General features: G+C 36.5%; 16 protein-coding genes. 2 read left to right on the top strand and 14 right to left on the bottom strand.

The genetic code is table 11. The annotated features are described in order from the left end of the window. Positions 1 to 68: 68 nt before the first annotated feature. The 13 genes from KHA87_RS05605 to KHA87_RS05545 form a co-directional block, all read right to left on the bottom strand. Complete coding sequence (locus tag KHA87_RS05605; RefSeq protein WP_213093110.1) at positions 69 to 1,856, bottom strand: S9 family peptidase; 1,788 nt, start codon at positions 1,854 to 1,856, stop codon at positions 69 to 71. A 22-nt stretch (positions 1,857 to 1,878) separates the two neighbouring features. Then, the gene (locus KHA87_RS05600; RefSeq protein WP_213093109.1) at positions 1,879 to 3,111 is read right to left on the bottom strand and encodes a M20/M25/M40 family metallo-hydrolase; all 1,233 of its coding nucleotides are present in this window, start codon (positions 3,109 to 3,111) and stop codon (positions 1,879 to 1,881) included. Between the two features lie 115 nt (positions 3,112 to 3,226). Continuing rightward, complete coding sequence (locus tag KHA87_RS05595) at positions 3,227 to 3,898, bottom strand: HAD family hydrolase (RefSeq protein WP_213093108.1); 672 nt, start codon at positions 3,896 to 3,898, stop codon at positions 3,227 to 3,229. Positions 3,899 to 3,929: 31 nt separating this feature from the next. After that, the gene (locus KHA87_RS05590) at positions 3,930 to 4,490 is read right to left on the bottom strand and encodes an HAD-IA family hydrolase (protein ID WP_213093107.1); all 561 of its coding nucleotides are present in this window, start codon (positions 4,488 to 4,490) and stop codon (positions 3,930 to 3,932) included. Positions 4,491 to 4,590: 100 nt separating this feature from the next. Further along, on the bottom strand, positions 4,591 to 5,589 hold the full coding sequence (locus tag KHA87_RS05585; RefSeq protein ID WP_213093106.1) for an HAAS signaling domain-containing protein: 999 nt from the start codon (positions 5,587 to 5,589) through the stop codon (positions 4,591 to 4,593). Continuing rightward, complete coding sequence (locus KHA87_RS05580; protein WP_213093105.1) at positions 5,576 to 5,923, bottom strand: PadR family transcriptional regulator; 348 nt, start codon at positions 5,921 to 5,923, stop codon at positions 5,576 to 5,578. Before KHA87_RS05580 ends, KHA87_RS05585 begins: the two co-directional genes overlap by 14 nt. Positions 5,924 to 6,624: 701 nt before the next feature. Next, positions 6,625 to 6,855: an excisionase family DNA-binding protein gene (locus KHA87_RS05575; RefSeq protein WP_213093104.1), complete on the bottom strand. Its 231-nt coding sequence runs from the start codon at positions 6,853 to 6,855 to the stop codon at positions 6,625 to 6,627. 10 nt (positions 6,856 to 6,865) lie between these two features. Next, positions 6,866 to 8,608, bottom strand: coding sequence for an aminodeoxychorismate synthase component I (gene pabB, locus KHA87_RS05570; protein ID WP_213093103.1), 1,743 nt, complete (start codon positions 8,606 to 8,608; stop codon positions 6,866 to 6,868). After that, positions 8,605 to 9,195: an anthranilate synthase component II gene (locus KHA87_RS05565; protein WP_213093102.1), complete on the bottom strand. Its 591-nt coding sequence runs from the start codon at positions 9,193 to 9,195 to the stop codon at positions 8,605 to 8,607. The genes pabB and KHA87_RS05565 overlap by 4 nt, the downstream gene beginning before the upstream one ends. A gap of 350 nt (positions 9,196 to 9,545) precedes the next feature. Further along, complete coding sequence (locus tag KHA87_RS05560; RefSeq protein WP_213093101.1) at positions 9,546 to 10,466, bottom strand: hypothetical protein; 921 nt, start codon at positions 10,464 to 10,466, stop codon at positions 9,546 to 9,548. Next, positions 10,459 to 10,968 (bottom strand): RNA polymerase sigma factor, encoded by a 510-nt coding sequence (locus KHA87_RS05555; RefSeq protein ID WP_213093100.1) that lies wholly within the window; start codon positions 10,966 to 10,968, stop codon positions 10,459 to 10,461. Before KHA87_RS05555 ends, KHA87_RS05560 begins: the two co-directional genes overlap by 8 nt. A 318-nt stretch (positions 10,969 to 11,286) precedes the next feature. Next, on the bottom strand, positions 11,287 to 12,282 hold the full coding sequence (locus tag KHA87_RS05550) for a hypothetical protein (protein WP_213093099.1): 996 nt from the start codon (positions 12,280 to 12,282) through the stop codon (positions 11,287 to 11,289). Positions 12,283 to 12,304: 22 nt separating this feature from the next. Then, positions 12,305 to 12,547, bottom strand: a complete 243-nt coding sequence (locus KHA87_RS05545) for a hypothetical protein (RefSeq protein ID WP_213093098.1) — start codon at positions 12,545 to 12,547, stop codon at positions 12,305 to 12,307. Between the two features lie 237 nt (positions 12,548 to 12,784). Here KHA87_RS05545 and KHA87_RS05540 point away from each other — a divergent pair, with 237 nt between their 5' ends. Further along, entirely contained in the window at positions 12,785 to 13,333 is a 549-nt protein-coding gene (locus KHA87_RS05540) for a GNAT family N-acetyltransferase (RefSeq protein ID WP_213093097.1), read from the top strand. A gap of 77 nt (positions 13,334 to 13,410) precedes the next feature. Further along, positions 13,411 to 13,854: a DinB family protein gene (locus KHA87_RS05535; protein ID WP_213093096.1), complete on the top strand. Its 444-nt coding sequence runs from the start codon at positions 13,411 to 13,413 to the stop codon at positions 13,852 to 13,854. A gap of 66 nt (positions 13,855 to 13,920) precedes the next feature. Here the strand turns inward: KHA87_RS05535 and KHA87_RS05530 are convergent, their stop codons facing one another. Beyond that, positions 13,921 to 14,088 carry a hypothetical protein gene (locus KHA87_RS05530; RefSeq protein WP_213093095.1) on the bottom strand — a complete coding sequence of 56 codons (168 nt, stop codon included), beginning with the start codon at positions 14,086 to 14,088 and terminating at the stop codon, positions 13,921 to 13,923. Positions 14,089 to 14,116 lie beyond the last annotated feature (28 nt).

Raw genomic sequence — 14,116 nt, 5'->3', positions numbered from 1 at the left:
CATTAATTGAAAGAATATATTCTTTCTGATAAAGCAAAAGCAACCCGAATAGGTTGCTTTTTCATGCATTACTTTTTACCGATATAGCAATCTAGAAAATCCGCTACCCCAGTATAGGCTGTAATATTATTTTTAAGCTTTACAAAAAAATGTCCCTCATCTTCAAATCGAATGTAGGTAACCGGATGGTTTCTTTCTTTGAGTTCTTTCACTATTTGTTCCGCCTCTTCTATTGGGACGCGCGGATCATTTGCACCATGCAGAACCATTAAAGGACTAGTAATATCCTTTGTCCGATGGATTGGATCTATCTCTTCAAAAAACTCTCCATCCTCCTCTATACTTCCATATTCCAGCTCCCGTAATTTCCGTCGCCATGAACCTGTGTTTTCCAAAAACGTTTTAAAACTGGAGATGCCAACTATATCAATGGCTGCGGACCAAAGCTCCGGATAATGTGTTATGGCAGCAAGAACCATAAAGCCACCATAGCTTCTACCCATTATCGCAATTCTGTCAGGGTCCGCATTTCCATTTGTTGTTAGCCACTTTACCAATTCTGTTAAATCTCGAACAGAATCCATTCTTTTTCTAACATCATCTAAGTGGGTATACGTTTTTCCATAACCAGTACTTCCGCGAACATTAGGCGTACAAACGGCATATCCTCTATTCAAAAAATATTGTAAAAATGGGTTATATACCGCTCTTATTTGACTTTCCGGTCCACCATGGACAAATACTACGACAGGCATTTTCCCCATTTGATGCTTTGGTTTATAGTAAAATGCCGGTATCTCCAGATTATCAAAGGAGCGAAAGTGGATTAACTCCGGTTCCACTAATTGTTCTTCTATTAGAGATGATTGAGAGACAAAGGTCCGTCTTTTAGTTGTATTTGTTTTTAATTCCAACTCCCAAATATCCGATGGATGCTTAGGGCCATTAAAAACGTATGCTAGCTTAGAATCATCTGGTGAAAAAGTTAATCCAGAAATAGAACCAATTGGTGCTTCCCAGGAATGATATGTTTTATTGGCAATATTGTATAGCACACCTTTTGAGACGCCACCTTCGTTTACACTATAAGCCAGTAGATTTTTATCATTGCTTAATGTTAATTCTTCCAAATCCCAATCTCGTTCGTCTAACCATGTCATTGTAGAACGGTTCAAATCTAAATCAGCTAGTCCTATATATTCTCGATCCACATTTGTTAAAACATACAAATGATCCCCATCTTTACTAAATTGCGGCGATAAGAATATCGCTTCTCCTTCATGTTCCGTTAACCATCTTACATTTCCAGTTTCAATTTCTAACAATCCTAGATCATTATCCAGGTTAGAGGTTGTCTTCTGAATCAGAAGGAACTTCCCACTTGGATGCCATTTTACTACAGAATAAGTTCCATCCTCTGAAAATACTTGTCTAAATTCTAGGGTATTTAAGTCTTGAATATATAGATCGAAAAAAGCTGGATGCCTTCGATTGCTGGACCAGGCAATCCATTTTCCGTCTGGAGAACTACCTCCATATTCATGTATATGTTCCGGTGAATTCGTTAGCGGAATTAAGTCACTGTACTCATCTAGCAAGAAAAGCTGTTGCTTCTCATTCACTCCAGCATCCATACCAATGATGCGGTTATTCGTGCCTGAAATGTACTTTACAAAAATAACTCTCTCTTCGGTAAAAGATACTTGAGATGGCCAATTTGTATCAGAGCCAAGCTCCCATACTTGAGGAATACCTGTATAATTCGTAATAAAGGTAAGTGTACTACCATTCGGATGATACACCGGATTTCCCGCTGAACGAACATGTAAATATGGTTTTACATCGATCCATTTCATATACATATCCCCTTTATACAATTTATTTTTTATGCTTAGATAATAACGGTTCGCATACACTGTTTATACCAGCAAGACCTAGAACGGTTAAAAGTATTTTTTGTGCTCCAAAATAAGCATCTGTCGGATTAAAATATTCATTTAGTGTATGTATTCCGCCAAATTCCCCTCCGCCTCCTAAGGTAACGGCTGGAATCCCTAAGCTTATGGGAACATTGGAGTCCGTACTGCTTGGTCTTTCAAGGATAGCGTCAAATCCAAGTGCTTTTGTTGCCGCTAATGCTGTTTGAACGATTATGGATTCGGCTGGCTGTGATCCTGCTGGACGATCTCCAACTAGTTGTATTTCAACTGTAATAGAATTTGTTTCCCACCTATTATTCTCTTCCTCTGCTCCCGAATGAATAGCAGATATAATTTGCTCTTCTATTTTCAGAAGCTCTTCCTGAGAAGTGGAACGAATGTCTACAAGCATAGTTGCTTTGTCAGCAATGGTATTGACTGTAGTACCACCACCAATGGTTCCGACGGTAAAGGTCGTTTTCGGTTCTTTTGGAGCTTTTATGTCCGAAATTTTTGCAATAGCTCTTCCTAATGCATGAATAGCACTTGGCTTACCAAAATCACCGAAGCTATGTCCTCCAGGGCCATGATAGGTAACATTATATCGATGGCTCCCAGTCGCTAAATAAGTCGTCCTCTCCGGACTTCCGGGTTCGATAGAAATGAAGCCATCAATATCCTCTCGTTCTGCAAACAGTGCCTTCACACCCCTTAAATCACCTAAGCCCTCTTCCCCGACGGTTGCTCCAAAGAGAATATCGGCATTCGTATGGATATTCGCCCCATCCAACGCACGAATTAGTGTAAGCACAACGGCTAATCCTCTGCCATCATCGGCAATTCCAGGTGCATAGATGTTCCCATCCCTAATCTTCGGATGAACATCTGTCCCTTCTGGAAAAACCGTATCTAAGTGTGCAGAGACAACAATCCTAGGTCCGTTTCCTGTCCCTGGCCGAACACCAAATACATTCCCCACCCTATCAACTGTTACATCTTTTAAGCCAAGCTCGATTAATTTGGACCTATAATATTGTCCACGAGCTTCCTCTTGAAAGGTAGGTGCTTGAATCGATGTTATTTCCATTTGCTCTGCAACCGTTTTTTCATTATCTAACTTGATATATTCTAATGCTTCTTTGACATTAGAATCTAAATAAATTTGCTCCATCGTTCTTTCCACTGATGACATCTTTTCACTGCCTCCCAACCCAATTATTATTCACATCATTAATTATATTCTTAAAATTCACTATTTTACTATTAAATTGCTTAATAAAAAAAACACTCTAATGAGTGCTTTTCTCTTAAATTAATTTGTTTATGCTCTCTATTAATGTTGGCAATTCTTCCAAATCATTAATGGTAAAATCAGCGTTTCCTTCTTCCCAATTCAAATCTCTTTTCCAAATTCCTTTCACTCCAACATTTTGTGCTGCTTTTACATCATTTATCGGATGGTCACCAATAAATATCGCTTGTTCTGGTAAAACTTCTAAAAAGTCCAAAGCTTTTAAAAAGATTTGCGGGTCAGGCTTTTTCAAGCCTTCCCACTCCGAAATTAAAATAATATCAAAATACTCTTCTATCATGAGTGCCTGAATATTATCCATCTGAAACTGCCCTTTTCCATTTGTAATAATCCCCAGCTTAAGATCCACCCTTTTTAATTCTTTTAACATTTTGATTAAGTTGGAGAAAGGAACACAATACTGTTTAAACTCGCTAATATAATCCTTAAGAAGCTCTTCCCAAGTGACTTTCGTAATTTCAAACTCATGCACTAGCTGTTGATATACTTTATCCTTCCATACATAACCCCGATTATCTAATTCAAGAAATCTTGTAATATAATTTTCTTTTGGAATATGACCCAAAAATTCATTTAGTCTATCGTATTGGCCATTGATGAACCCTTTTACCGATTCGTCTCTATTCAACAATGTCCCGTCAAGATCGAATAATGCAGCTTTAATCATTGAATGAATGCTCCTATTATCTTCCTTATCTTTATTTGAGTAACTTTAAAAGCTCTGAATAGCTGGATATAGAATAATCAGCATCGACATTTTCATTTTGAAAAATACATGTTTTTATTCCGAGTTCTTTTGCTGGTATAAGATCGATCTCTCTATCTCCAATTGCTAAATCTATTTTATGATTTTCGTGAAGATATTTGTAGGATGCGGAGTTAGGTTTTCTTGGATATCCATCATCCTTTGTAACCATATCAATAAAATAGCTGTTCCAGCCATAGTAGTTTAGTATTTTTAAAACACCATCCCTATCCTTATGTGTCATGATTACATTTTTATCAACGAATTTCAACACTTCCTCCACCTTGTCAAAAGGCTTGATGTCACTAGGCTCTAAATCTATTACCAGTTGACCCACTTTATTAAGTTGTTCTTCAGTTAGGTTAAAAAAATCAGCTGCATGTGAAAAGGAAACTTTTAACCTTGCATAAATTTCCTTTTCATCTACTTTTCCATTTAGCACCTGATGCAAAATTTTCGTATATGCTGGATAGGTATCAAATAATGTACCATCAAAGTCCCATAATATGTTCAAAAGAAACATCCTTTCGTCCATTAGATTAACATAGTTTCTATTATTATTTCTCTTGAACAAAGAACTTCTCCTTCCAATCTACTAAAATATTCATTTTGTATTAACGAATGTTTGCCTTTCGAAAACCCTCCAATATATTGAAAGCAGACGCAAAAATAAATATTCCGATGCTTCCGACTACTAACCATACTTCAAATTGCGACGCGGATGTAGAAAACAAATCAGCCATATATGCAGTAAATTCTTGATTGAATATATTGGGGTTAGTTAAGATGACAATAAACACAATGGCTGTAAACAGTTCGATAACAGCATTGATGATTCCCATTTTCTTCGTCCATCGCCCGGTCAGAAACTTATAAAACGCGAATAGGATGCCTAGCAGAATGACTAGGACAACAATTGGCCAATAAAGGAGTAAAACCTCCTGATTTAATGCAGGTATTCCAAATACCAGTCCATTTTCATTACTATGGTAAATACCGATTAAATGATTGGCGTAAAAATATATAGTTCCCATAATGGCTATCCACAAAAAACTGCCAAATACCTCCCATTTTTTAATGGCTTTCTTCTTCGGAATAATAACAGTTTTTTTCAAATCCTCCGGAGTCCATTTTTTAAAATTGGTTGTTAGAGGATGGTTGCCTTTCCCTTTATCTGCGCGTTCCAAAATAGCAAAAACAAGTGTAAGCCAGAAAAAGACTTGAATTCCCACCTCTATCATTTTCGCAATACCGAAACGAATAATATCTCCCGCAATATTCAATACGGATTTCTCCCCATGAAATCCGATAAAATAATCCCCCATCATCAATAAAAACGATATAACTGCAGCGATTGGCAACATCATCTTTAACAAAGTGACATACACATCAAAATATCGTGGACCAATGAGGTGCATAGGCCGTTCACTATAGCCGCTTGCCAATGTTACTGGATTCCCTAATTTCTTAAGAACCGACTTAACATCGTCCTCAGAGTAATCATCAGGAAGCATATCCTCAATTGTTGATTTTAACTCGAGTGCAATATCCTCCCGATTTTTTTCCGGGAGCCTACGAGTCACTTCATAAATATAAATTTCAATTAGCTCCATCTTCATCCTCTCCCTTTAATAAGCTATATAACTCTTTTGTATTCTGAATCCATTCCTTTTTTAATTGAGAAAAAACTTCTAACCCAAATTCACTTAAAACATAATATTTACGCGGCCTACTTTCGGAAGTATCCCAACTGCTCGACACCAATTCTTGTTTTTCTAAGCGGCGAAGTAATGGATATAAAGTACTTTGATCAATGACAATCCCTGATGCCTCCAATAATTGAACAAGTGAATATCCATACTGAGGAGTTTGTAATTGGCTTAAAACGGCTAATGTCAATGTTCCCCTTCGAAGCTCTATCATTAATGACTGCAGTAAATTACTCATTCACCCACCTCACTTTTTTTTACTATATGTCATACAGTATTTGTCTTATACTATGCGTCATACAATATTATGGTGAAAACAATACTTCAAAATAGGTTCACTGTTTTTTCGTGAAATACAGTAAAATTTCAAGAATGTTTTATTCTCTTTCTAAACAAAAGGGGCTGTCCGATAAGTCCTAAAAATAAAGCAGGTGGAGAAAAAAATTTTTTTCTCCACCTGCTTTTATAATATTAAAAGACGTTCATCAAGGATTGGGTTGTGTTCCTTGTATTGAACTACAGAATGATGGTTTCAACCATTCATCCATCCTAGCATGACTGCAATCGCGAAAATTACGAAGAAAGGTTACATCTAGCACTCAAACCTGCCCGCGAACGCGGAAAAACCGAAGATGCGGTCACATTCATCACCAGAACGTGCCCGCGTTAACAAGAAAATCGAAGAAGGGATGCACTAAAGACAGTATCCTGTACCTTATCGAATAAAAAAATATTGACCATCCATGTAACAAATTAAAAAGGGCCTTCCGGAAAGTATGTTTTTGTGGAAAAGGCACCTAAAGAAACCCAAGAAAGTTGATTTTATGCCATTCTTTGGCTTTACTAAATTAACATGCTGAAATATAACTTATCAGTCATCCCCTTTACAATCTACTACTATTGATAGGACAGCTTGCTTGAAATAAGCTTCTGTCTTTATTAATCCTCATCCTTCACATCTAAATCCTCTGGAATCGGCTCATTATAATATTCTTCGATTAATTTCTTCATTTTCTCCATTTGTTCCAAATGTGTATTAAATTGTTCCCGATTTATTAAAAATTGCTCACCATCATGAACGGCCCTAATCCGTTTTAGTTGGATAAGTTTTTCGATATAGGATATAGGCAGTGATAAATATTCTGCTGTTTCTTCTACGGTTAAATACATTACTATCACCTCATTTTTCTACAATGGATACCTTAATCCAACCTCTTACACTATTGATGAACCATATCTCAGTTGCTAGTGGAAGCTCCTCTAGCTTTATCACCCGCTCCTTAATCTTGCCATTTTGAAGCAGCTCTGCGCGGAATGTTCCCGCTAGGAGCCCACACGTCTGTGGCGGTGTATATAATTGTCCTTCTAATTCAACGACAATATTTCCGTTAGTAAATTCCGTAATCTCTCTATCTTCATTCCACAACAATACGTCAAAACATTCCGGATGCTGCTCTTTATGATAAGTATACCTTTTCCGATTTGTAGTTTTATGCATGAAAAAAGGATCCAGGTTATTTATTGGGGAAGAAGCGATGGTAACAATCTGACCATCGATCATTGGAATTATTTTTTCTCCATTAATAGATATAGAGCCATGCTTAGAAACCAATAAACGCACTTTCATTGTTTCCTTTTTATGGGAAGTTGCAAACTGATGGAGTGCCTTCTTTATTTCTTCCATGTCCACTAAAAAGCCAAAATAACTAGCGGAACTTTGCAGCCGCATTAAATGGTTTTCAAGCAACCAATACTCCCCATCTTGTAATTTCAAACTCTCCAACAACTCAAATGGAGGCCGCTTCACGGTTAACAAGGCTGCTTTCGTTAACATTTCATTGTACTCGTCCTCTGATGTGGAATCCCAGGTGATTCCCCCACCAACACCATATGTAGCTTTTCCAGTTTGCTTATCGATAACTACCGTACGAATCGGCACATTAAAGATTGCCTCATGATCTGGGGTCATATATCCGATTGCACCACAATAGACCTCACGTGGACTATCCTCTAGCTCTGAAATAATTTTCATTGTACTAATTTTTGGTGCCCCCGTTATGGATCCGCATGGAAAGAGCGCCCGAAAAACATCAGTGATTTTTGTTTCATCCATTGTCTTCGCTGTAATAGTAGAAGTCATTTGCAGAACTGTCGGGTATGGTTCTATTTCAAATAGCTTTTCTACCTTAACGGAGCCGGATTCCGCAATCATCCCCAAATCATTTCGAAGTAAATCAACAATCATTAAGTTTTCCGCCCGATTTTTCTCCGAATGATATAGCCAATTGGTTAGCTCCTCATCCTCCATTATTGTCCTCCCCCGTTTTACTGTTCCCTTCATCGGCTTAGTAATAATGTTTCGGCCGGATAAACGAAAAAATAATTCCGGTGATGCGGAAAGGATACTATAATCGCCAATATTCAAATAGGCACTATATTTCGAGGCTTGTGCTCTTGAAAGCTGCTGATAAAAGGAAAATTCATCTCCAGCAATGGTAGATGTTAATCTATTTGTATAATTTACTTGATATGTATCTCCGTTTTCAATAGCGTTTTTAATCGATTGGATACAAGCTCTATAATGTTCCTCACTGATTGCTGACTTCCATTCTGATACAGAAAACGTTCCGGATTCTATCCTATTTGGCTGCTTTGCTTCGCGAAAAAGCCCAAACCAAAGTAAAGGCATTTTAGCACCACTTTTTACTTGAAATGAGGTATCGAAAGCCGGAGCTGCTTCATAGGAAAGATAGCCGGCTGCATAATAGCCTGATTGCACAGCCCTTTCTATTTCCTCCAAACAAGGTAGAATCTCCTCTATTCTGTTTGTTGTGATAATTCTTTCCGGCTCTGTAAAAACCTTCGGGTTAAGATTTCCTCCCTGATCCGCGAATTCAAACAATAAAAACGGCTGTTGTTTCATATATTTTCCCCTTCGTAGACAGGCTTTTTAGAAAAGAAGTTTGCCAAAAGTGCTAATCCATGCTCCGTCATTATCGATTCCGGATGAAATTGGACACCCTCTACTTTGTATTCCTTATGACGGATCCCCATAATTTCTCCATCCTCACTTTTGGCACTAATCTCTAGACAAGTAGGGAGAGAGAGCTCATCTGCTACTAATGAGTGATAACGAGTTACCTTTAATGGGTTCTCTATATTTTGAAAAAGACCTTTACCATCATGATAAACCATTGATTGTTTCCCGTGCATCGGCTGCTTTGCTTTTTTTATAGTGCCTCCAAAGGCTTGGGCAATTGCTTGATGTCCCAAACAAACACCTAAGATGGGAATTTCTCCACGAAAACGACGAATAGCCTCCAAGCAAATACCGGCATTGCTTGGATTACCTGGACCAGGCGATAGTAATAGAAAATCTGGCTGAAGTTGTTCAATATCAGCAATAGACAGCTCATTATTTCGAATGACTAATACCTCCTGCCCTATTTGCTTTACATATTGGACAAGGTTATAAGTAAAGGAATCATAATTGTCGATGACTATAATCATGTAAGCCACCACCCCATTTATTAATGTTGAACATTGTTCTTTGTGTAAAATACCTTCTAATATACAATAAATGCCTCAGCACTCCAACACTAATGTATCACAGTGTTGGGTGCCAGGCATCACTTTTATAAGATAAAAATGTATAAGTTTTTTATTAAATAATTTATGAACGAGTTTAATACGTTTCTAACACCAAGTGAAATTGGTATTTCAAATTTCACCAAGTGAAATTATCACTTCAAATTTTACCAAGTGAAATTGGCATTTTAAATTTCACCAAGTGAAATTGCCACTTCAAATTTCTCCTGCGCCCTATCGGCTAGCGGATGAACAAAGCGCCTACGCTTTTCTTATTTTGCATGCCATGATTCACCTAAGTCAGGGGTTAGGTATGTTTTGTTGTTAAATATTAGCTTTGCTTGATGAGGGTCGCTGAAATCCCATGTTAAATTGCCCGATGAATTTCCGGTTACTGACGCCCATGTTTTACCCGAGTCATGGGTTACCATCATGTATAGGAGTTTGCTTTCCTGTGTGGAAGCCGCATAAGCAATGATAGGTACTATTCCATCTGATCTTGAAAAAAATATTACCCGTGTAATATTTCGCGGAACGTCTTTAAATTGTTCTGGAATTGGCAGTAATCGCTTCCTCCACTTGACGCCACCATCTGTTGATTCCAATAAATATGGGGCTTGAGGATCTGCATCATTCGTAATACTTATCCACCCGTGCGTTTTATTAATAAAAGTTATCCCTACCTTATGCCCGCTTAAAAGGTTTGTATTTTCATTCTCATTAATATGGGAAATAGTTTTCCATTCATTCCCATGATCCTTAGTCCATAAAATTTTTATTGCTTCACCATGCATTGCAGCATCTTCTTTTACGATTACCCAGCCTATTTTATCATTAATGTAAACTCCATAATTACCACTAAACCATTGAGGATATACATATTTAGTTTCTTTCTTCTCTTTTGGAGGATTGGTTTCGCCTTCATTTTTTTGTACTGCAGAATTAGGTACCAAGCTATTCTTTTCTTCTTCCATAAACATCGGTTTGATTAGAATAAATGTAACTATCATTACAGCAGCTAAACTAAGCATATACAATACTTTAAACCCTTTTGCTATAGCATATTTATCATTTTTACTACTCTGATGCCATTTAATTTTATTCAAAATGGTTTGCTTCGAGGCTTCTGTTAAATCAAGTGTTGGCCAGCTATCTTTAATTCTTTTTTCTAACTCCTTCATGGATTCATTCATGTACTTCGCCACCTCTTAACTGATTTTGAATAATTTTCAAGGCGCGATGGTAGGTAACGCGCACTTTTACAGAGCTGCATTTGAGTATACTTGCGGTTTCTAAAATAGAAAATTCCTTTACTGCACGTAAAAAGACGACATCCCGATATTCCTTTTTCAATGACATAATCGCTTGCATTATTTCATTTGCTTGTTCATGTTTTTCATAAATCTGATCAGGGCTCATTTCTTCCCAAGTTCTCGTATATATATGCGAATTTTGCTGCTTTTTCATTTCCTTGGCGTCGTTTCTTTTGCGATCAACCGCTAAATTTCTTGCAATCGAAAATAGCCAAGTTTTCGGGCTGCTCTCTCCTTTAAATTTATGAAAATAGTTGAAGGCACGAATATACACCTCCTGTACTAGATCCTCTACATCCTTTGTGCCAGTATAATAAATTAAAAAATGATACACATCATTACTATATAAATGGAACCATTGTTCAATAATGTCCTCACTCAAATTAGACGGCCCTCCTGCCCTTAACAACCTGAATATTTATAAGACATATCTAAACAAAAAAATGTTACATAATTTAAATCAAAATTTTACAATAATGACTATTAAACATTCCTTAGTAAATTCTCATCTAAATATAATCGATATTTCATCGGAATTTAGGGAGGCTTTTGTAAGATAACATTGTTGCAAGGACAAGCAGCACCCCCCCCCTTTTATATATACCTAATTTCTTTAGCCGGCCTAAGTGCCGGTATTTTTTATTATCTAGAAAGAAATTCAAAAAAAATAGACGCCTGAGATGATCAGACGTCATTGAAATTATAATCTTGCAGCCTCTTGATAATCCTGTTCAACAGAATTTTGTCTTTTAATCAACGGGATAATCCCCCCGATTACAATACCAATAATGGCTACCGGAGCAATAAACCACATTTCCATAGGAGGAGTGATAAGAACTCCAGATTCATGAATTAAATATAAACCAATGAAATACAGCACACTTCCAATTAATCCCGCAAGCCATGAATGTTTTTTTATGAGTAAAAAGAGTAATGGGATAAATAATAAAGTAATCGGAACATAGGAAGTTGGATAATTCACTGCAAAAAAGATGGTTTTTCCAACGAATCGACATAAGATATATAGGGCTGTAGCCGCTAATGGTATTGCACTATCCTTAAACAAGCGGATTACCACTAATGTTAATAAGGTTACGACCAAAACAGAGTAAGTCGGGTATACCCATTCCGGCACACCACCAAATATTTGCGATGCCGGATCTTTAATTAAAACTAATATCTCTTTTGATGCAATGGATTGATGGTGGATATATTGGAAGTATGAAATCGCACCATTCTCTTGTTGCATATTTGGAAATACAAGACATTCTAATAAAAACATTGCAAACCAAGTATGAAGTGATTTCCATGAAGGCTTTTCACCTTTTTTATATAAATAAAAGGCTCTCCATACACCAAGAATCATTATATCGGTAGCAATATAGTATATAAAATGTGTCGGGCTCCATGTTGTTAAATCTATTCCAAATTTAATATGATAGCTGAAATCTAATGGAATACCGATAAGAAATAGAACATATCCAATGGTTGTTAAATTTCTTGAAAAGCGATCCATATATCTTGGTTGTCTCCACTCTAAGAACAACAGAAATGCTCCTAGTGCAAAACCAGAGAAATTCACAATATGTGGAATCGAATATTTCTCAAATAAATACCTAAAATGGTAGGAAGCATCCCATGCAGACCCAACAAATTTAAGGAAAAAGGCAAGTACCCATAATCGATAAAAATTCAAGTCTATTAACCTCTCTTTCTTGTTATCCGAGTAAATCGAATACACTTCCAAAATAAACAACTAATGCCATGCTAACTATTAGTGCAACGCCAAAATTTATTGCCGTTTTCCACGTTGTTTTGACTTTAAATAATTGATACATAAAAACAATTCCTGATATAACTAAGTACAGATCGACTATTAAAATCAGCCATAATTGAAAAGCATTTTCCGTATGGGGTTCTGCTGTCACATGACCTAAAATAAAAGGAAAGTTTGATAACAATGCAATCCAACTCCTCCAGTATATTCCTCTAATTATCAAAACTATATCTACTATAACATAACTTTATTAAAATGAAATGAAAACCAATGTTTTTTTATAAGCTTCCATAATAGATTACTATTTTCAGTTACGAATCAAGAGTAAATCTTCAGCAGATTATTTTCAACCATTGTTTATTGGAAATATGTCTATGATGCAGTATACTGACAAAAAATTACCTTTGGAGGAAGCTAAATAATGGAATTCTTAACGATTCAAGATTGGGATTTTTCATTATGGACAGAAGCAGAGAAAATATACGAGGAAGCATTTCCGGCGCATAACCGCAAAAAACGCGATATCATTCAGCATATGTTTAAGAAAAATATGTGCTATCTTCATTTAGCTTTCGAGGACAGCAAAATAGTTGGAATGGCTTTATCCGGAAAAACAGATCAGCAGGATGTGTTAATACTAGATTACATAGCGGTAAAAGAAAATCTTCAACATCAAGGCATTGGAAGAAAACTGGTCGAATATATTAAGGAATGGTGTTTTGCATCTGGAAATTTTTCACTATTAGTGGTGGAAGTAGAGGCAGAGGAAAATGCTCAAAATGAAAAGCGCATTCAATTTTGGCAAAAATGCGGTTTCCATTTGACCGATTACATCCACTCCTATATCTGGGTTCCAGAAACATATAAAGCGATGTATTTTTCCACAAAAGCACTCAATAAAAATCCCAACGGTACAGAGCTTTTTTCCTATATTACGGACTTTCATAAGAAAAGCTACCAAAGAGGATGATTCACAACATTTATAATGACTATTCTTTTACATCGTAGAGGAGATTTCGTATATTTAACAAGGAGGAGGAATAAAAAATGATGAAACAATTTCAGCTTACTAGACAAATGCTATTAAAATTTTTGAACAATGTGGACGAAAAGACTGCCGATGTTCAACCAAAGGGATTTAACAATACCATCCATTGGCATATTGGCCATGTACTTGTATCTGCAGAAGCATATATGTTTGGTTATCCAAAAATGTCTACAAATTTACCAGCTTCGTATAACCAATTATTTGCGATGGGATCAAAACCTGCAGATTGGAGTGGAGAAATTCCATCAGTAACGGAATTAATTCAGCTTTTAGAGGAGCAGTCCTCCCGAATCCAGGCACTTACCGATGACTTTTTTGAAAAAAAGTTGCCTGTAAAAGTGCCATACGGAAACATTGAAACCTTTGGTGATTTATTTATCTTCCTGAATTATCATGAAGCAGATCATCTTGGACAAATGAAGGCAATGAAAAAATTAGTTTGATACTATGTCAGGCGCTTTTCTTATGTAAAAACTGCTTTGAATGCAAGCAGTTTTTTCTTTTTGCAGCTACTTTTTCCCGTCTGTCTTCTTTTTCGCTATCCAAAATGCCAATATTACTAAAGGGATAGCAATAAATATTGAAATGTTAATTATGCTTTTAGTAACAAAAGACAAAGCCATTAATAAAATAATAGCAACAATAATATACAAGCAGCCTCTCCCGAAAGTCTCCATCCTTTCCACCCCTTTTAATATACTCAAT

The sequence above is a fragment of the Bacillus sp. FJAT-49736 genome, from assembly GCF_018343615.1.
Classification (GTDB): domain Bacteria; phylum Bacillota; class Bacilli; order Bacillales; family Bacillaceae_C; genus Margalitia.
The sequence above is the reverse complement of the archived record's forward strand: the minus strand, read 5'-3'. Positions and strand labels throughout refer to the sequence as shown.

Coding starts and splice junctions, on each gene's coding strand:
- KHA87_RS05605 (WP_213093110.1), bottom strand. CDS start 1,856: ATGAAATGGATCGATGTAAAACCATATTTACATGTTCGTTCAGCGGGA.
- KHA87_RS05600 (WP_213093109.1), bottom strand. CDS start 3,111: ATGTCATCAGTGGAAAGAACGATGGAGCAAATTTATTTAGATTCTAAT.
- KHA87_RS05595 (WP_213093108.1), bottom strand. CDS start 3,898: ATGATTAAAGCTGCATTATTCGATCTTGACGGGACATTGTTGAATAGA.
- KHA87_RS05585 (WP_213093106.1), bottom strand. CDS start 5,589: ATGGAGCTAATTGAAATTTATATTTATGAAGTGACTCGTAGGCTCCCG.
- KHA87_RS05580 (WP_213093105.1), bottom strand. CDS start 5,923: ATGAGTAATTTACTGCAGTCATTAATGATAGAGCTTCGAAGGGGAACA.
- KHA87_RS05575 (WP_213093104.1), bottom strand. CDS start 6,855: ATGTATTTAACCGTAGAAGAAACAGCAGAATATTTATCACTGCCTATA.
- pabB (WP_213093103.1), bottom strand. CDS start 8,608: ATGAAACAACAGCCGTTTTTATTGTTTGAATTCGCGGATCAGGGAGGA.
- KHA87_RS05565 (WP_213093102.1), bottom strand. CDS start 9,195: ATGATTATAGTCATCGACAATTATGATTCCTTTACTTATAACCTTGTC.
- KHA87_RS05560 (WP_213093101.1), bottom strand. CDS start 10,466: ATGAATGAATCCATGAAGGAGTTAGAAAAAAGAATTAAAGATAGCTGG.
- KHA87_RS05540 (WP_213093097.1), top strand. CDS start 12,785: ATGGAATTCTTAACGATTCAAGATTGGGATTTTTCATTATGGACAGAA.
- KHA87_RS05535 (WP_213093096.1), top strand. CDS start 13,411: ATGATGAAACAATTTCAGCTTACTAGACAAATGCTATTAAAATTTTTG.
- KHA87_RS05530 (WP_213093095.1), bottom strand. CDS start 14,088: ATGGAGACTTTCGGGAGAGGCTGCTTGTATATTATTGTTGCTATTATT.